Here is a 15,828-nt window from a genome sequence, read left to right as displayed (position 1 = left end):
CTCATGCTTTGTCTCCCGTCGCCTTTGGCTTGCGCGCTGTCCGCTTAACCGCTTCCTTGTTCGCACTTTTGTCTACGCCCGCTGGCGCAGCTGGGGCTTCGCCGGTTTTTTCGTCACCGGGCAGAACATAATTTGCACCTTCCCATGGGGATAGGAAGTCGAAGTTGCGGAAATCTTGCGCCAGTTGGACCGGCTCATATTTCACGCGTTTTTCTTCTTCGGAATAACGCAGCTCAACATAGCCGGACAGCGGGAAGTCCTTACGCTGCGGATGGCCCGAAAAACCGTAATCGGTCAAAATGCGGCGCAGATCGGAATTGCCCGAAAACAGCACGCCATACATGTCAAACACTTCGCGCTCCAACCATCCAGCAACAGGCCAAATGCCGGTGACCGAAGGAACGGGATGATCTTCATTGGTGGCCAAATGCACGCGAATACGGTGGTTCTTGGTCAGGCTGAGCAAGCAATAGACAACTTCAAACCGTGGATCACGATCAGGCCAGTCAACGCCGGCCATCTCCATCAGCTGCTGATACGCGCATTCGTCGCGCAGCTTGATCATGCATTCAACGAGCGAATCCCGGTGAATATGCACGGCGACTTCGCCATTGGCTTCCTCAATGGATACCAAATTGGCACCAAGCGCTTTGGTGATGGCTGCAATCGTGCCGTCGGGCGTGTGAATAAGGGGCGCGGAATGGCTCACCGTTCGATTGTCCCTACCCGTCTGATTTTGCGCTGAAGCTGCATAATGCCGTACAACAATGCCTCCGCTGTTGGCGGGCATCCTGGTACATAAATGTCCACAGGGACAACACGATCGCACCCACGCACAACGCTATAGCTATAATGATAATAGCCACCACCATTGGCACAGCTGCCCATGGAAATGACATATTTCGGTTCCGACATCTGGTCGTACACCTTGCGCAAGGCCGGAGCCATTTTGTTGCACAAGGTACCGGCCACAATCATCACGTCCGATTGCCGCGGTGACGCGCGCGGTGCGATACCGAACCGTTCAAAGTCATAACGCGGCATATAGCCGTGGATCATCTCGACCGCACAGCAGGCCAGGCCAAAAGTCATGGGCCACAAAGAACCGGTGCGCGCCCAATTGAACAGGTCTTCGGTCGACGAAACGACAAATCCCTTGTCGTTCACTTCGCTCTCAATATCCTTGAAGAACGCTGCATCGGGCGCTTGCGCGTCCGTCAGTGCAGGTGTGATTACTCCCATTCGAGTGCTCCCACTTTCCATGCGTAAATGAAGCCGATGACCAGTTCGAACAGGAACAGCATCATTGTGCCCCAACCAATCCAGCCTGTTTCGCCCAAGCTAACGGCCCAAGGAAACAAAAATGCGGCTTCAAGGTCGAAAATAATGAACAGAATCGCGACGAGGTAGAAACGGACATCAAACTGGCTGCGCGAATCTTCAAATGCGGGGAAGCCACATTCATATTCAGCGAGCTTTGCCTCAGTCGGTTTATATGTGCCCGTCAGGCGCGATACGCCCATCGGCAAAAACACAAAGGCTGACGACAGCGCGAGCGCGACCACCAGAAAAAGCAGAATGGGCAAATATTGCGACAAATCAGTCATATCAGACTCGCTTCCGGACCCCGTAAGTTGCGGCGCTTTTAGGCATAAGAATCTCGCCCCGCAAGGCCAAGACTCGGCATTTTTTCAGCCAATTTAGTGCTTTATTTTATCGCCCCGACAAGCAGCTTGTGCAGCTTACTATGCAAGATGTCATTTGCCGCCAAAACCTGCGCGTCCGCGATATGCGGGCTACGTCCGCGATAGTCGGTCACAAAGCCGCCCGCTTCACGCACCAGCAGGCATCCGGCAGCCGTGTCCCAAGGCGACAAACCGCTTTCCCAAAAGCCGTCATAGCGTCCTGCCGCAAGCCATGCGAGATCGAGGCTAGCCGCGCCAAAGCGCCGAATTCCGGCGACCGATGGACCGATGGCCGCAAAAATCTTGCCCCATTCATCAAAGTCGCCATGGCCCTTATACGGCGTGCCCGTGGCGATCAGCGCTTCATTCAGCTGGCGACGGGCCGACACACGAAGGCGGCGGTTGCCAAGCCAGGCACCCTTGCCGCGCTCTGCCCAAAAGCTTTCGTCGGTGATCGGATTATAGACCAAGCCAGCGAATATATCGCCCCAGCCCGAACCATCGGGCTTTGGATCCTGCACCGCGATCGAAATCGCAAAATGCGGAATGCCGTGCAGAAAGTTGCTGGTGCCATCAAGCGGGTCGACGATGAAGCGCGGTTTGCCCTCCGCCCCTGCGATTTCGCCGCCTTCTTCCATCAGGAAGCCCCAGTCGGGACGCGCGATTTCCAGTTCACAGAAGATCGTATCTTCTGCGCGCTCATCAGCCTTCGACACGAAGTCTGCCGGTCCCTTTTGCGAAACCTGCAAATGTTCGATTTCGCCAAAGTCCCGGCGCAATTTGCCACCCGCTTTACGGGCAGCTTTTTCCATTATGGTCAACAGACCGGTAAGCGCTGGCATTAGTCGGCCTTCCGGACATATTCCCGTTCGTAAACGTCGACGACAATGCGTGTACCCGCACTGATAAATGGCGGCACCATAACGCGCACGCCGTTATCCAAGATCGCGGGCTTGTAGCTTGACGACGCTGTCTGTCCTTTAACAACCGCGTCGGCCTCGACAATTGTCGCTTCGATCTGGTCTGGCAATGCAACCGACAATGCTTCGTCGTCATACATTTCCATAACAACGTCCATGCCGTCCTGAAGGAATGCCGCAGCATCACCCAACAGGTCCGTTGGCAGCGTTACCTGATCATAGGTTTCTTTGTCCATGAACACCAGATTGTCGCCCTCGGCATACAAAAACTGGAAGTCTTTCTGGTCAAGACGGACCTTTTCGACGCTTTCGGCCGAACGGAAACGGATATTGTTCTTACGACCATCGCGCAGGTTTTTCAGTTCAACCTGCATATAAGCGCCGCCCTTGCCCGGCTGGGTATGCGCGGTTTTCACCACGCGCCACAGACCGTTTTCATATTCCAGAATATTACCCGGCTTGATTTCAACCGCGTTGATTTTCATGAGAGCACTCGCTTAACAGATGGAAAGAGCAGACACGCAAATACGTGCCGTTGGACGCGGCCTTTAACGACGACAGCGCAATTAGGCAAGCAAAGCGTTAAATGCCTTTATCGCTTCGGCAGGGCCGTTTGGATGGTTCCAAACACCGCCGCTAACGGCAAGGAAGTCCGCGCCAGCATCCACCAAAGGCTTTGCGTTTTCGGGGGTGATGCCACCGATCGCAACGCATGGCACTTCGGTCACCAACGCCCATTTCTGAACCGTGTCCAGTTCCGCAACATGATCAACCTTTTTGGTGGTCGTCGGGAAAAATGCCCCAAACGCGACATAATCCGCGCCAGCCTCTGCCGCTTCCATCGCAAGATGCCGGCTGTTGTGGCAGGTAACGCCAATCTGCGCGTCAGGACCAAGCGTCTCGCGGGCTTCACGAACGTCGCCATCGCCCTGCCCCAAATGCACGCCATCGGCCTTCAGCCGCTTGGCCAGCGCGACGCTGTCATTGACGATGAACGCCACATCATGCGCGGCGCATATGGCTTGCAATGGTTCGGCTAAGGCCGCAGCTTCATGTTGGTCCACATCCTTGACGCGAAACTGAAAAGCAGCAACCGGCCCGGCAGATAGCGCGGATTCAAGGATTTGCGGGAAATCTCCGCCAACATCGGTGGGCGAGATCAGATATAACTGGCAGGGAAATTCTTTCATGCCGCGCTCTTAGCGAGGCTTAAGGCCGGCGGCAAACATCTTGCGCATTTGCCGCCGGCCCCTCTCCAAACTTATGTCGCCGACGCGGCGTGAATTTCGTCAATTGCACCACCCAATGCGGCATCAAATTCTGCCGGTGTCATTTGGTGCCGCAAATCTTGCAACAATGCGCGGGAGAAGCTGGCGATCATGCCTTTGTTTTTGGCAAGCTCTGCGCACGCCTCAGGACGTGCAAATCCGCCGGACAATGCAACGACGCGCAGCACCCGTGGGTGGCTTACCAGCGCATCAAAAGTGCCCGCCTCAGCAGGGATCGACAGTTTCAACATCACCTTATTGTCGCCCGAAACGGTATCCAGCGCTTTCAGTATTTCGTCGCGCAGGATGACATCGCTTTGCGCACGGTCGGCGCTTTTGATGTTAATTTCAGGCTCAATGATCGGCATCATGCCGTGGGCGAGGATTTGCTCCGCCACTTCAAATTGTTGTTGCACGATTGCGGCGATACCCGATGGCGACGCCTTGTTAATGACCGAACGCTTTTTCGTTCCAAAAACGCCCTTTGCTTTGGCACGCGTGAGTAGCGCATCCAAATCTGGCATTGGCTTCATCATTTGAACGCCGTCTGCTTCGTCCTCAAGACCCTTGTCGACCTTCAAAAAGGGCACAACGCCGCGATCGCGCAGTGCATCTGGCACTGGCTTGCCGTCCGCATCGCCGTCCATTGTGCGCTCAAACAAGATGGCACCCAAGACCTTTTCGCCAGAAAAGCTTGGCGATGTGATGATACGCGAACGCATGTCATGGATGAGGCCGAACATTTCTTCTTCGGTCGAATACGCATCTTCTTCGATGCCATAGCCGCGCAGGGCCTTCGGCGTAGAACCGCCACTTTGGTCAAGCGCGGCAATAAAGCCCGTTGCCGTCGCTACTTTTTCGAACATCTCTTGGTCGTTCATCCGCTCTTCCCTGTACCTTCACGCTGCATACGTATGCATTAGCATCCGAAAAAAACGGGGCAAGGCCCCGCATGTCTAATTTATATTCAAAGCATCAACGCCCGGAAGCGGTTTGCCTTCCATCCATTCCAAAAAGGCGCCGCCAGCGGTCGAAACAAAGGTGAAATCCCCCGTCACGCCAGCATGGGCGAGCGCCGCAACCGTATCGCCACCACCCGCAACCGAGACAAGCGAGCCTTCACGCGTCAGCGCCGCCGCCGTGCGTGCCAGTGAGACCGTTGCCGCGTCAAATGGCTCCATCTCAAATGCGCCGAGCGGTCCGTTCCAGACCAAGGTCCGGCAGGTTTTCAGGACATCAGCCAGCGCCTCAACCGCCGCGGGGCCAACATCCAGGATCATTTCATCCGCCGCCACTTCATGGACATTCACCGTGCGTACGGGCGGATTTGCGCGGAATTCGACTGACGTCACGACGTCATACGGCAAATGCACGGTGCAGCCTGCGGCGTCCGCCGCATCCAAAATGGCGTTCGCCGTGTCGGCAAGATCATGTTCGCACAGCGACTTGCCAACATTGATGCCACGGGCAGCGAGAAAGGTGTTCGCCATGCCGCCGCCGATGATCAGATGATCGACCTGCTTCACCAGATTGTTCAGCACGTCGAGCTTGCTCGAGACCTTGGCACCGCCAACGACGGCAGCGACGGGGTGCTCCGGCGAACCCAGCGCTGCTTCCAACGCCTTCAGCTCCGCTTCCATGGAACGACCGGCATAGGCTGGCAAAATATGTGCGAGGCCCTCGGTCGACATATGCGCGCGATGTGCCGCCGAAAACGCGTCATTCACGTAATAGTCGCCATTTGCAGCCACGGCGCGTGCAAGTTCGGGGTCGTTTTGCTCCTCACCTGGCCAAAACCGGGTATTTTCAAGCAAGGCGATGTCGCCATCCGCCAATATGCCAATGGATTGCGCGACGATGTCACCCGCAATCTCTGGCACGAACATGACTTCGCGGCCAAGCACCTCTTGCAGCGCATCCAAAACCATCGAAACCGACATTTCGCTATGCTTCGCACCCTTTGGACGGCCGAAATGGGCAAGCAATAGAACCTTGGCACCCTTATCAGCCAGTTCGCTGACGGTCGGCAACAATGCCCGCAAACGCGTTTCGTCGGTCACACGCCCGTCGGCCATCGGCACGTTCAAGTCCACGCGCACAAATACGCGCTTTCCTTTTATGTCACCAAGATCGTCGAGCGTGCGAAATGCCATGATTAAAGCAACTTTCCAATGACGCCGGCGGTATCAACCATGCGGTTGGAGAAGCCCCATTCATTGTCATACCAGCTAAGGACACGGACAAGCTTGCCATCGATGACCGCTGTTTCAAGGCTGTCGATGGTCGAGCTGGCTGGGCAGTGATTATAGTCGATCGATACCAACGGTTCGTCGGAATAGGCCAGAACGCCCTTCAAAGCGCCTTCAGATGCGGCCTTCAACAGCGCATTGACCTCTTCCTTCGTGGTATCGCGCGCAGGCGTGAAGGTCAGATCGACGATGCTAACATTGGGTGTCGGTACGCGAATGGCCGATCCATCAAGCTTACCCTTCAATTCAGGCATAACTTCGCCAACCGCCCGAGCCGCGCCAGTTGTTGTCGGAATCATCGACATCGCGGCAGCACGTGCGCGGCGCATGTCATCATGGATTTGGTCGAGAATTTTCTGATCGTTGGTGTAGCTGTGGATCGTGGTCATCAAACCGCGTTCAATACCAATTGCGTCGTTCAGCACTTTCGCAAGTGGTGCCAAGCAGTTGGTGGTGCAGCTCGCGTTCGAAACGATCACATCGGCGGAGGTCAAAACGTCGTGATTGACGCCGAACACCACGGTTTTATCGACATTTTTACCAGGAGCCGAGATCAAAACGCGCTTTGCACCTGCAGCGAGATGCTTTTCTGCGCTTGCACGGTCGGTGAAGAAGCCGGTGCACTCCAAAGCGATATCGACGCCATTTGCGGCATGCGGCAAATTGGCGGGATCGCGTTCGGCGGTGACGTGAATGCGCTTGCCATTGACGATGATGTCATTGCCATCCGCTTCGACTGTTCCGGGGAACGGGCCGTGCACGCTATCGCGCTTGAACAATAATGCGTTCGCCTTGGCTGGCGCGAGATCATTAATCGCTACCAATTCCAGATCATGGTCATCACGCTCCAAAATCGCGCGCGCCACCAAGCGACCGATGCGGCCAAATCCGTTAATAGCTACTTTAATAGTCATACGTGCTCCAATCAGCCAAGTTTAGCGAGAATTTGCGCGGTAATCTTATCGGCAGTCAGGCCGAAATGGTCATAAAGTGCATCGATTGGGCCCGATGCACCAAAACTATCGATCCCGATCCGAAGACCGTCACCCACATAACGTTCCCAGCCCATCGTCGTGCCCGCTTCGACAGAAACGCGCAACGTATCCGACGGCAGAACCTCAGCCTTATAGGCAGGCGACTGAGCGTCAAAACGCTCCCAGCTGGGCATAGAGACGACGTCGGCGCCAATACCCATTTCCTCAAGCTGCTCCGCGACCGAAACGGCGATAGCGACTTCAGAACCGGTACCGATCAGCACCACTTTGCGTTCCGCCTTTGCTGAACGGAGGCGGTAGCCACCCTTGGCGGACATATTTTCGCTAATGTCCGTGCGCAATTGCGGCAAGTTTTGACGCGATAGCGCCAAAACCGAAGGTGTATGCGCGCTTTCAATTGCGAGCGCCCAGCATTCTGCGGTTTCGATGGTATCACATGGCCGGTACACGTCGAGGTTTGGAATGAGCCGCAGCGACATGATTTGTTCAATTGGCTGGTGGGTTGGACCATCTTCACCAACGCCGATGGAATCATGCGTCATAACATAAGCGACGCGGGTTTCCTGAAGCGCAGACAGCCGAATGGCGGCGCGGCAATAATCCGAGAAAATTAGGAACGTGCCGCCATAAGGAATGATGCCCCCATGCAGCGCCATGCCGTTCATGGCAGCGGCCATGCCGAATTCACGAATACCGTAATTGACATAGCGACCAGAATAATCGTTTTTATCCAACGTATTGGTCGATACAGTTCGGGTAAAGTTTGAACCCGTCAAATCCGCTGACCCGCCGAGCAGGTCTGGCAATGCAGCCGTTGCCGCCGTCAGTGCAATTTCCGATGCCTTACGCGTCGCGATATTCTGCGGTGCGGCGATCAGGCTTTCGAGATGCGGCTGTAACCATGCGGAATCAACCTCTCCCGCCATCGTCTTTGTGAAGGTTTCCGCATGATTTGAAGCAGCAAGCCGCTTTGCCCAATGCGCATGCGCCTCAGCCCCTGCCTGACCGGTTGCGCGCCACGCGTCCAGAATATCTGCAGGAATTTCAAACGCCGGATAGGGCCAGTGGATTGCAGCCCGCGTCGCGATGATCTCGTCTGCACCCAATGGGCTACCGTGCGGCGCTTTTGTGCCTTCCTTATTTGGCGAACCCTTGCCGATCAGTGTCCGGCAGGCAATCAAGGATGGACGATTATCTGCAAGCGACGCATGAATTGCGCGCTCTATATCGTTGAAATCATGGCCATCGCATGCCTCAACATGCCATCCGCTTGCACGATAGCGTGCGGCGATGTCTTCACTCGTCGACAGGTCAGTCGCGCCGTCGATGGTGATGCGGTTATCGTCCCAGAAAACGATCAAACGGCCGAGACCTAAATGTCCGGCAAGCCCGATGGCTTCATGATTAATGCCTTCCATCAGGCAACCGTCGCCGGCCACAACCCATGTCCGGTGGTCAACCAAATCGTCGCCAAAGCGTGCATTCAGGTGTCGTTCTGCAACGGCCATGCCCACTGCCATGGCAAGCCCCTGCCCCAGCGGACCTGTGGTGCACTCAACACCATCAATCAAAAAATTCTCCGGATGGCCAGCACATGGGCTACCCAACTGACGGAAGTTTTTAATGTCTTCGATGGTCGGGCTTGCATAGCCCGTCAGATACAAGGTCGCATAAGCGAACATGGACCCATGCCCTGCAGACAGCACAAAACGGTCACGATCGGCCCAATGCGGAGCTTTCGGATCAAATTTCAGGAACTTCGAATAGAGCACCGTTGCGACGTCGGCCATGCCCATCGGCATGCCGGGATGGCCGCTATTTGCGGCCTGTACAGCATCCATGGCCAGCGCCCGGATTGCATTGGCCATTTGCTGTTCAGTAACGGTCATGTTCTATCCCCACAAAATACTCCACTTCGGGAGCGGGAGGCGGGCGCATACAACATATGCGATACCGCCGAGTCGTTTGGTGCCAACCCTTTGCGGACGCAAGCGCGCAGCGTCAAGGGACGGGCGCGCATTTCCTGCGGGGAATCTTCTGCCCATTGCGCTTTGATGCATTTGCATGACATCTTTAGTCTGTTACACCGTCTCATCAAAAGGATGTAAGCCATGGCAGATGAACGATTAATTGTTGCGATTGGCCGCATAGAGCGCGCGCTTTCACGGGTGGAAAAGCTGGCAACAGCGCCAGCGAATGCACCTGACGCCGAACTGGCGGATCGCCATGAACGTCTCAAGAAAGAGACGTTGGACGCCATTCGCGGCATCGACCAGCTATTGTCAGGAGCAAATTGATGGCTGAGGTTAAACTTTCCATCGCTGGCCGCCAATATTCTGTGGCGTGCAATGACGGCGAAGAAACGCGGTTGCTGGCCTTGGGTGCGATGGTTGATGAAAAGGCGCGGGAAGCTGGCGGCGGCTCGGCCGGGCTGAATGAAACGCGCAGCCTGTTGTTTTCGGCCTTGCTGCTGGCCGACCGCCTGCATGACATGACGAGTGGAGCGCCGGTTGCAGCGGACAGTGCTCCGGTAGTCGAGAAATCATCACAAGTCGCCGACGCTTTAGAGGGCTTGGCCAGCAGACTAGAAAATCTGGCACTAAGGCTTGAGAATTAACTTTAGACGCCTATATTGAACATGGCGGAACTGCCCGGTACGAGCTGATGAGAACATCCCTGAGGCGATTATTTATCTAAGGGAGCTGTCCCTGCCTGGGCCATTTGGGCAACCTTAAGGTCCAGATCACACGGTGCCCACCTGACGTGCTGGCGTCAGAGGATATTCCGGAAAACGACCCATGGTGGTTCCGCCAACCGATTTCGGGAAATGCTGTGACTTCAGAATTAGACAAACCAACACAGCGCGCCGCGTTTCGGCAAGTTCGCGATTCATACGTCAATGGTTTGACAGATCAGGACCGGGCGCTGGCCTTTTCCAAAATCCCCAGCCCCTTAGCAAAATGTCTAACGCCCGGTAAAATCGTGGCGGGTTATGTCGCAAAGGGCTCCGAAGTCGATCCCGCGGCGATCCTTGCACAAGCGCATGCCATGGGCTGTGACCTCGCCCTGCCCCATGTAACCAGCAAAAGCGCACCCATGCGGTTTTTACGCTGGTCACCCGATGACGACCTTGTCCCGGGCGCATTCGGCCTTCTACAGCCTGCTGAGACGGCCCCTGAGTGTAAACCCGATATAGTCCTTGTTCCCATGCTGGCCTATGATGACAGGCTCATCCGGCTTGGCCAAGGTGCGGGACATTATGATCGCGCGCTCAGCGTGCTGGATCACTCCATCGCCATCGGCCTTGCCTGGTCGGTTCAATTCACCTCTGTACTCGCGTCGGATATTTGGGACGTCCCGCTTGATGCCGTGCTTACAGAAAAATCCTGGATAACATTATGAATGGACCATTGAAGCAACCGACATGGCGTAAGCCCGCGGGCATGCTGGCGATATTGCTGATTATTTTGGTTTGGGCTGTGCTGATCGTCAGCGCGTCTGAATTCATCGGCCAACTGCACATATTATTGCAGAGCGTCATTTATTTGATCGCCGGCGTGATCTGGATTGCGCCCATGCGCCCGCTGATGATCTGGATGGAAACAGGATCGTTCCGCGCGCCACCTACAACCTGATTTTCAGGGAAGTGGCGCGAGTGACGGGGCTCGAACCCGCGACCTCCGGCGTGACAGGCCGGCGCTCTAACCAACTGAGCTACACCCGCTAACTTGCGGTGGGGGCGCACTATAAGCGACGCAAGATTCTGTCAACGGCATTTGTCATAAAAGGTCGTTTTCGGGCAAATGAGTTCCAAACCCAGCTTTTTTGCCACCAACATCTCGACCGACAAATTTTAATCGGCGAATAGCAAAACCGGCGTTTCGAGCAGCTTTTTCAACGCCTGAACATAATTGGCCGCATCCCAACCATCGACAACGCGATGGTCGCAGCTGATCGACAGGTTCATCAATTTACGCGCCTCGATTGTGTCGCCGACAAACATTGGGCGTTCGACAATCTTATTGCGCCCGATAATCGCGACTTCGGGTCGATTGATGACAGGCGTGGTCACAATCCCGCCCAAGGGCCCAAGCGACGTCACCGTAAGCGTGGAGCCCGACAACTCTTCACTTTTCGCTGTACCGCTCCGTGCAGCGTCGGCAAGGCGCGCAATCTCGGTTGCGAGTTGCCAGATATTTTTGTCCTGCGCATCGCGGATGACGGGGACCATCAATCCCGCATCGGTTTGCGTTGCCATGCCCAAATGCACCGCGCCATGGCGCGTCACAACGCCATTTTCGTCGTCGTAACGGGCGTTGATCATCGGAAATTGCGGGATGGTCTTGCAGATTGCCACGATAAGCAATGGGAGCATCGTCAGCTTTGGCCTCGTGCCGCGATTGGCGTTCAGGTCGGCGCGCATCGCTTCAATCGCGGTGACGTCAATTTCCTCGACATAGGTGAAATGCGGGATGTGGCGCTTTGACGCGGCCATATTGTCCGCAATACGCCGGCGCATACCGATGACTTTGACAATTTCGTCGTCACGGCGCGCGCTGATATGGGATGCGCGATAGCCCTGCCCGCTTCCATAGGCCAAAAACGCGTCGAGATCTGCGTGCCGGACATGCCCGCCTGCCGCCTTGACGTCAGTCAATTCGACGCCGAGTTCCTTGGCACGTTGGCGTACCGCGGGCGACGCTGTAACCTTATGGTCGGCGCTTATCCTAGGCGACTGCGCCGATGCAGTTGCAGGCCTTTCCTGCACGACCGCTGGTTCAGCAGCGACGGGTTCAGGCGCATGTGGCAGTTCGTCCTCAATGGTCGCAGCCGCCTCTACCTTTACCGCGCTTTCCGCCTGACTGACGTCAGTCGCGGTTTCAATCTCTACAAGCATAGAACCGATGGCGACGACATCGCCCGCCTCGCCAGCAACCTTGGTCACGACGCCCGCCACCGGGCTTTCCATTTCGACGGTCGCTTTGTCGGTCATCATGTCCGCCAGCGGCTGGTCTTCAGAAATTCGGTCGCCAACTTTTACATGCCATGCAACGATTTCCGCCTCGGCTATGCCTTCACCAATATCCGGCAAGTTGAATGTGAATATGGGCATAAAGTCAGTCCTTCATGATCTTGTCAAATGCGCGGGCGAGCCGCACGGGGCCGGGGAAATATGCCCATTCGAGGCTGTGTGGATATGGCGTGTCAAATCCTGTGACGCGCTCTATTGGTGCCTCGAGATGATAGAAGCACCGTTCCTGCACCTGCGCAGCCAATTCAGCGCCAAAGCCGCTGGTACGCGTCGCCTCATGCACAACCATACAGCGGCCCGTTTTCTTAACCGATGCCTCAATAGTTTCGATGTCCAGGGGCAATAATGTCCGCAGGTCGATGATTTCGGCGTCAATGCCATACTCGGCGACGACGGCTTTCACAACATGCACCATCGTCCCGTAGGTCAGGACCGTGACAGCCTCCCCTTCCCGCACAACAGCAGCCTTGCCTAAGTCGATGCGATAATAGCCTTCTGGAACGGCGCTGCCGTCATGTTTGGACCATGGTTCGACCGGACGGTCATAATAGCCGCTGAACGGGCCGTTATAGATCCGCTTGGGTTCAAAAAACACGACGGGGTCATTGTCTTCGATCGCGGCAATCAGCAGCCCCTTGGCATCATAAGGTGTCGCGGGAATAACTGTCTTGATCCCGCAGACATGCGTGAACAGGCTTTCGGGGCTTTGGCTATGCGTTTGCCCGCCGAATATGCCGCCGCCAAAGGGCGAACGCACGGTCATGGGACAAATGAAGTCATTGGCAGAACGATAGCGCATGCGCGCAGCCTCACTGACCAACTGGTCAAGGCCGGGGTAAATATAATCGGCGAACTGAATCTCGGGCACGGGACGCAGGCCATAAGCCGCCATGCCAACACCAACGCCGATGATGCCGCACTCGCTGATGGGCGTGTCAAAAACGCGGGTTTTGCCATGCTTTTTCTGAAGCCCCGCTGTCGCGCGGAACACGCCGCCAAAATAGCCGACGTCTTCGCCCATGATGACAACTTCCGGGTCTTTCGCCAGCATTACGTCGAGTGCGCTATTTATCGCCTCAATCATGTTCATCGTTTTGGTCGCGGGCTCAGACATCAGCGCGCCTCCCATTCAGGGCCGAATTTGTCGCGTTGTTCTTCCAACATCTGTTCGCATTGTTCTTTCAAATGCCATGGCATTTCTTCGAACACGTCTTCGAACATGGTTTCCATTGGGTGATGCAGGCCGTGGCCTAAAATCCCGTTCTGCTCCGCCTCTTTCTGCGACGCCTTTACGAAATCCGACAGTTCCAGAATGAGCGCCTCATGCTGTTCGTCACTCCACGCGCCAATCGCTACCAAATGATCCTTAAGGCGCGTCACAGGGTCGCCAAGCGGCCACAGGGCATATTCTTCCGCCGCACGGTACGCGCCGGGGTCATCCGACGTCGAATGCCCTTCCCCGCGATAGGTGAAATATTCGATCAATGTTGGCCCACCATTGGTGCGCGCGCGGTTGGCCGCCCATTGCATGGCTGCAAAAACTGCCAGCGCGTCATTGCCGTCCACGCGCAGTCCAGCGATGCCATAGCCAATGGCACGTGCGGCGAACGTTGTCCGCTCACTCCCCGCAAAACCGGAGAATGACGAAATTGCCCACTGGTTGTTCACGACCTGAAAGATAACCGGCGCATTATATACTGCGGCAAATGTCAGCGCGCTGTGAAAGTCACCTTCCGCCGTCGACCCGTCGCCACACCACACTGCAGAGATCCGGGTATCGGCGCGCGATGCAGACGCCATGGCCCAACCCACCGCCTGCGGATATTGCGTTGTCAGGTTGCCCGAAATACTAAAAAATCCGTAATCCTTGGCGGAATACATGATGGGCAGCTGGCGCCCCTTTAGACGGTCGCCGCTGTTGGAATAGATCTGGTTCATCATGTCGACCAGCGGATAATCTCGTGTAATCAGAATGCCTTGCTGGCGATAGCTTGGAAAACACATGTCATCTGAATGCAGCGCCATCGTGGTTGCAACCGACGTCGCTTCCTCACCAAAGGACTTCATATAGAAACTGGTTTTGCCTTGGCGCTGTGCCCGGAACATGCGGTCATCAAAGGCGCGCAAGAGCAGCATCTTGCGCAGCATGGCCCGCAGCGTATCTGCATCGAGCCCGGGGTTCCAACTGCCAACGGCGTGATTATCATCGCCCAAGACGCGGACAAGACCATAAGCGAGCGCATGTATGTCAGCGGGGCTGGCGTGCTCATCGGGCCGCGAGATAGCATCAACTTCGGGGACAATGATGTCGCTAAAATCGGCCTTATCGCCGGGACGGAACTTGGGTTCCGGCACATGCAGATGAAGCGGCGCGAGATTGTCCTTGATACCGTGCACCATCACCATCTCCGCAGTTACGTACCCGAAACGACTCAGGTAGTTTATTATCCACGGTTGTTATAATATTTCAAACTGTCGTTTAGGTCAATATCGCTGTCCTAATCGGCCATTAGACCGCAACGGGCGCAGAAATGTGCGATTGCGGCTGATAATCCGACACTTCGAAATCGTCGATGCGGAAGTCAAAAATGCTATCGGGCGTACGCAAAAGCTTCAGCTTGGGGTTGCCGGACGGCGTACGGCTCAACTGCTCCTCAACCAAAGGTGCATGGTTCAAATACAAATGCACGTCGCCACCCTGCCAGATCAGCTCGCCCGCCTTATACCCACAGACTGCAGCGAGCATCCGCGTCAACAAAGCAGCGGAAAATGCATTGAACGCAAAGCCGAGGCCCAGGTCGCAAGAACGCTGAAACAAGATGCAGCTCAAAATATTGTCCGCGACATGGAACTGATATGTCTTGTGGCACGGCGGAAGCGCCATTTGGTCGAGCTCGGCGACATTCCAGCCTTCGATGATGTGGCGGCGCGAACCCGGGTTATTCTTCAAACTTTCGACGAGCAGGCTTACTTGATCGATGCCTTTCTCGGCGCGTCGAAATAGTCCGTTGTCGGTCGCCTCATACCGCGGCCAGTTGACCCATTGCGCGCCGTAGACAGGCCCCAAATCACCCCATTGCGCGGCAAAGCCATCATCTTCGACAATGCGCTGCTCAAATGCATCCTGCGTGATGTCTTCGCCCGTTTCGCGCCGGTATCGCGCCAGCGGCCAGTCGGTCCAGATTTTGACATTCTGTTGAACCAATGGCTGGATGTTTGTGTCGCCGGTCAAAAACCACAGCATCTCGCGCGCCGCCGTTTTCCAGTACACCCGCTTGGTGGTCAGCAGCGGAATAGCGTCGTCAGCCAGCGAGAAGCGCATAGTGGCGCCGAACAACGCTTTGGTGCCAACGCCAGTCCGATCGCGCTGAACAGCACCCTCGGTCCAAATGCTACGCATTAACGATAGATATTGCTCTTCATAATGTGCCGTAATGTGCATGCCCCACTGCTAAGGCCAGCGCATGTTTTTGGCAACTGTCGGAATGCGCACATGTTCGGTTAAGCGCATGGTCGGCAACCGCAGCGGAAATGGGATGGACCGCACCCCGCCCCGCGCAATCGGGTCTGCGAGGGATCGCTTTCGCTAACCATATGCACATGAGGTAAAAAGCACGGCCGGACGTGGACCTGGACCAAATATTTCATCCCAATCGGACCGAAAATGCGAACCAGTTTT

At 55.8% G+C, this 15,828-nt stretch carries 18 protein-coding genes, 1 tRNA gene and 1 other RNA gene; 5 read left to right on the top strand and 15 right to left on the bottom strand.

What is annotated here, in order from left to right; all coding sequences use genetic code 11:
• Position 1: 1 nt before the first annotated feature.
• The 10 genes from GGR91_RS04905 to tkt all read right to left on the bottom strand — a co-directional run bounded on the left by GGR91_RS04905 (position 2) and on the right by tkt (position 9,006).
• A complete protein-coding gene (locus GGR91_RS04905) occupies positions 2 to 709 on the bottom strand; it encodes an NADH-quinone oxidoreductase subunit C (protein ID WP_407698388.1) in 708 nt (235 codons plus the stop codon).
• Positions 706 to 1,242, bottom strand: coding sequence for a NuoB/complex I 20 kDa subunit family protein (locus GGR91_RS04900; RefSeq protein ID WP_183940602.1), 537 nt, complete (start codon positions 1,240 to 1,242; stop codon positions 706 to 708). The genes GGR91_RS04905 and GGR91_RS04900 overlap by 4 nt, the downstream gene beginning before the upstream one ends.
• Positions 1,233 to 1,607 (bottom strand): NADH-quinone oxidoreductase subunit A, encoded by a 375-nt coding sequence (gene ndhC, locus GGR91_RS04895; protein WP_183940600.1) that lies wholly within the window; start codon positions 1,605 to 1,607, stop codon positions 1,233 to 1,235. Before ndhC ends, GGR91_RS04900 begins: the two co-directional genes overlap by 10 nt.
• 101 nt (positions 1,608 to 1,708) lie before the next feature.
• Positions 1,709 to 2,527, bottom strand: coding sequence for an inositol monophosphatase family protein (locus GGR91_RS04890; protein ID WP_183940597.1), 819 nt, complete (start codon positions 2,525 to 2,527; stop codon positions 1,709 to 1,711).
• Complete coding sequence (efp, locus tag GGR91_RS04885) at positions 2,527 to 3,090, bottom strand: elongation factor P (protein ID WP_183940595.1); 564 nt, start codon at positions 3,088 to 3,090, stop codon at positions 2,527 to 2,529. The genes GGR91_RS04890 and efp overlap by 1 nt, the downstream gene beginning before the upstream one ends.
• 81 nt (positions 3,091 to 3,171) lie before the next feature.
• Complete coding sequence (gene thiE, locus GGR91_RS04880) at positions 3,172 to 3,795, bottom strand: thiamine phosphate synthase (RefSeq protein WP_183940593.1); 624 nt, start codon at positions 3,793 to 3,795, stop codon at positions 3,172 to 3,174.
• A 71-nt stretch (positions 3,796 to 3,866) separates the two neighbouring features.
• Positions 3,867 to 4,754, bottom strand: a complete 888-nt coding sequence (locus GGR91_RS04875; RefSeq protein WP_183940591.1) for a fructose bisphosphate aldolase — start codon at positions 4,752 to 4,754, stop codon at positions 3,867 to 3,869.
• 75 nt (positions 4,755 to 4,829) lie between these two features.
• Positions 4,830 to 6,026 carry a phosphoglycerate kinase gene (locus GGR91_RS04870; protein ID WP_183940589.1) on the bottom strand — a complete coding sequence of 399 codons (1,197 nt, stop codon included), beginning with the start codon at positions 6,024 to 6,026 and terminating at the stop codon, positions 4,830 to 4,832.
• A gap of 2 nt (positions 6,027 to 6,028) precedes the next feature.
• On the bottom strand, positions 6,029 to 7,036 hold the full coding sequence (gene gap / locus GGR91_RS04865; RefSeq protein WP_183940587.1) for a type I glyceraldehyde-3-phosphate dehydrogenase: 1,008 nt from the start codon (positions 7,034 to 7,036) through the stop codon (positions 6,029 to 6,031).
• 11 nt (positions 7,037 to 7,047) lie between these two features.
• Complete coding sequence (gene tkt / locus GGR91_RS04860) at positions 7,048 to 9,006, bottom strand: transketolase (protein WP_183940585.1); 1,959 nt, start codon at positions 9,004 to 9,006, stop codon at positions 7,048 to 7,050.
• A 222-nt stretch (positions 9,007 to 9,228) separates the two neighbouring features.
• Between tkt and GGR91_RS04855 the strand changes: the two genes are divergently transcribed.
• From GGR91_RS04855 to GGR91_RS04840, 5 genes are all read left to right on the top strand, one after another.
• Positions 9,229 to 9,414, top strand: a complete 186-nt coding sequence (locus GGR91_RS04855) for a hypothetical protein (protein ID WP_183940583.1) — start codon at positions 9,229 to 9,231, stop codon at positions 9,412 to 9,414.
• A complete protein-coding gene (locus GGR91_RS04850) occupies positions 9,414 to 9,734 on the top strand; it encodes a cell division protein ZapA (RefSeq protein ID WP_183940581.1) in 321 nt (106 codons plus the stop codon). The genes GGR91_RS04855 and GGR91_RS04850 overlap by 1 nt, the downstream gene beginning before the upstream one ends.
• Positions 9,735 to 9,758: 24 nt before the next feature.
• Positions 9,759 to 9,929, top strand: a non-coding RNA gene (ssrS, locus tag GGR91_RS11790) — 6S RNA.
• A gap of 20 nt (positions 9,930 to 9,949) precedes the next feature.
• A complete protein-coding gene (locus GGR91_RS04845; protein ID WP_183940579.1) occupies positions 9,950 to 10,519 on the top strand; it encodes a 5-formyltetrahydrofolate cyclo-ligase in 570 nt (189 codons plus the stop codon).
• Entirely contained in the window at positions 10,516 to 10,752 is a 237-nt protein-coding gene (locus GGR91_RS04840; protein WP_183940577.1) for a DUF2842 domain-containing protein, read from the top strand. The genes GGR91_RS04845 and GGR91_RS04840 overlap by 4 nt, the downstream gene beginning before the upstream one ends.
• Before the next feature lie 12 nt (positions 10,753 to 10,764).
• Here GGR91_RS04840 and GGR91_RS04835 read toward each other — a convergent pair.
• The 5 genes from GGR91_RS04835 to thyA form a co-directional block, all read right to left on the bottom strand.
• Positions 10,765 to 10,841, bottom strand: a tRNA-Asp gene (locus tag GGR91_RS04835).
• Positions 10,842 to 10,970: 129 nt separating this feature from the next.
• On the bottom strand, positions 10,971 to 12,230 hold the full coding sequence (locus GGR91_RS04830) for a dihydrolipoamide acetyltransferase family protein (RefSeq protein WP_183940575.1): 1,260 nt from the start codon (positions 12,228 to 12,230) through the stop codon (positions 10,971 to 10,973).
• A 4-nt stretch (positions 12,231 to 12,234) separates the two neighbouring features.
• A complete protein-coding gene (locus tag GGR91_RS04825; protein WP_246337052.1) occupies positions 12,235 to 13,263 on the bottom strand; it encodes an alpha-ketoacid dehydrogenase subunit beta in 1,029 nt (342 codons plus the stop codon).
• Positions 13,263 to 14,549 carry a thiamine pyrophosphate-dependent enzyme gene (locus GGR91_RS04820; protein ID WP_246337051.1) on the bottom strand — a complete coding sequence of 429 codons (1,287 nt, stop codon included), beginning with the start codon at positions 14,547 to 14,549 and terminating at the stop codon, positions 13,263 to 13,265. Before GGR91_RS04820 ends, GGR91_RS04825 begins: the two co-directional genes overlap by 1 nt.
• Positions 14,550 to 14,658: 109 nt before the next feature.
• Positions 14,659 to 15,591: a thymidylate synthase gene (gene thyA / locus GGR91_RS04815; RefSeq protein WP_183940571.1), complete on the bottom strand. Its 933-nt coding sequence runs from the start codon at positions 15,589 to 15,591 to the stop codon at positions 14,659 to 14,661.
• Between the last annotated feature and the right edge of the window lie 237 nt (positions 15,592 to 15,828).

The organism is Sphingorhabdus rigui (assembly GCF_014196595.1).
Taxonomy (GTDB): domain Bacteria; phylum Pseudomonadota; class Alphaproteobacteria; order Sphingomonadales; family Sphingomonadaceae; genus Sphingorhabdus_B; species Sphingorhabdus_B rigui.
Note: the sequence above shows the minus strand (reverse complement) of the source record. Positions and strands in the feature narration are given on the sequence as shown.

Excerpts from the sequence above, each read along its gene's own strand:
- tkt (WP_183940585.1), bottom strand. The coding sequence starts at position 9,006 with ATGACCGTTACTGAACAGCAAATGGCCAATGCAATCCGGGCGCTGGCC.
- ndhC (WP_183940600.1), bottom strand. The coding sequence starts at position 1,607 with ATGACTGATTTGTCGCAATATTTGCCCATTCTGCTTTTTCTGGTGGTC.
- GGR91_RS04870 (WP_183940589.1), bottom strand. The coding sequence starts at position 6,026 with ATGGCATTTCGCACGCTCGACGATCTTGGTGACATAAAAGGAAAGCGC.
- GGR91_RS04890 (WP_183940597.1), bottom strand. The coding sequence starts at position 2,527 with ATGCCAGCGCTTACCGGTCTGTTGACCATAATGGAAAAAGCTGCCCGT.
- GGR91_RS04830 (WP_183940575.1), bottom strand. The coding sequence starts at position 12,230 with ATGCCCATATTCACATTCAACTTGCCGGATATTGGTGAAGGCATAGCC.
- GGR91_RS04850 (WP_183940581.1), top strand. The coding sequence starts at position 9,414 with ATGGCTGAGGTTAAACTTTCCATCGCTGGCCGCCAATATTCTGTGGCG.
- thiE (WP_183940593.1), bottom strand. The coding sequence starts at position 3,795 with ATGAAAGAATTTCCCTGCCAGTTATATCTGATCTCGCCCACCGATGTT.
- GGR91_RS04855 (WP_183940583.1), top strand. The coding sequence starts at position 9,229 with ATGGCAGATGAACGATTAATTGTTGCGATTGGCCGCATAGAGCGCGCG.
- GGR91_RS04900 (WP_183940602.1), bottom strand. The coding sequence starts at position 1,242 with ATGGGAGTAATCACACCTGCACTGACGGACGCGCAAGCGCCCGATGCA.
- gap (WP_183940587.1), bottom strand. The coding sequence starts at position 7,036 with ATGACTATTAAAGTAGCTATTAACGGATTTGGCCGCATCGGTCGCTTG.
- GGR91_RS04825 (WP_246337052.1), bottom strand. The coding sequence starts at position 13,263 with ATGTCTGAGCCCGCGACCAAAACGATGAACATGATTGAGGCGATAAAT.
- thyA (WP_183940571.1), bottom strand. The coding sequence starts at position 15,591 with ATGCACATTACGGCACATTATGAAGAGCAATATCTATCGTTAATGCGT.
- GGR91_RS04840 (WP_183940577.1), top strand. The coding sequence starts at position 10,516 with ATGAATGGACCATTGAAGCAACCGACATGGCGTAAGCCCGCGGGCATG.
- GGR91_RS04875 (WP_183940591.1), bottom strand. The coding sequence starts at position 4,754 with ATGAACGACCAAGAGATGTTCGAAAAAGTAGCGACGGCAACGGGCTTT.
- GGR91_RS04820 (WP_246337051.1), bottom strand. The coding sequence starts at position 14,549 with ATGGTGCACGGTATCAAGGACAATCTCGCGCCGCTTCATCTGCATGTG.
- efp (WP_183940595.1), bottom strand. The coding sequence starts at position 3,090 with ATGAAAATCAACGCGGTTGAAATCAAGCCGGGTAATATTCTGGAATAT.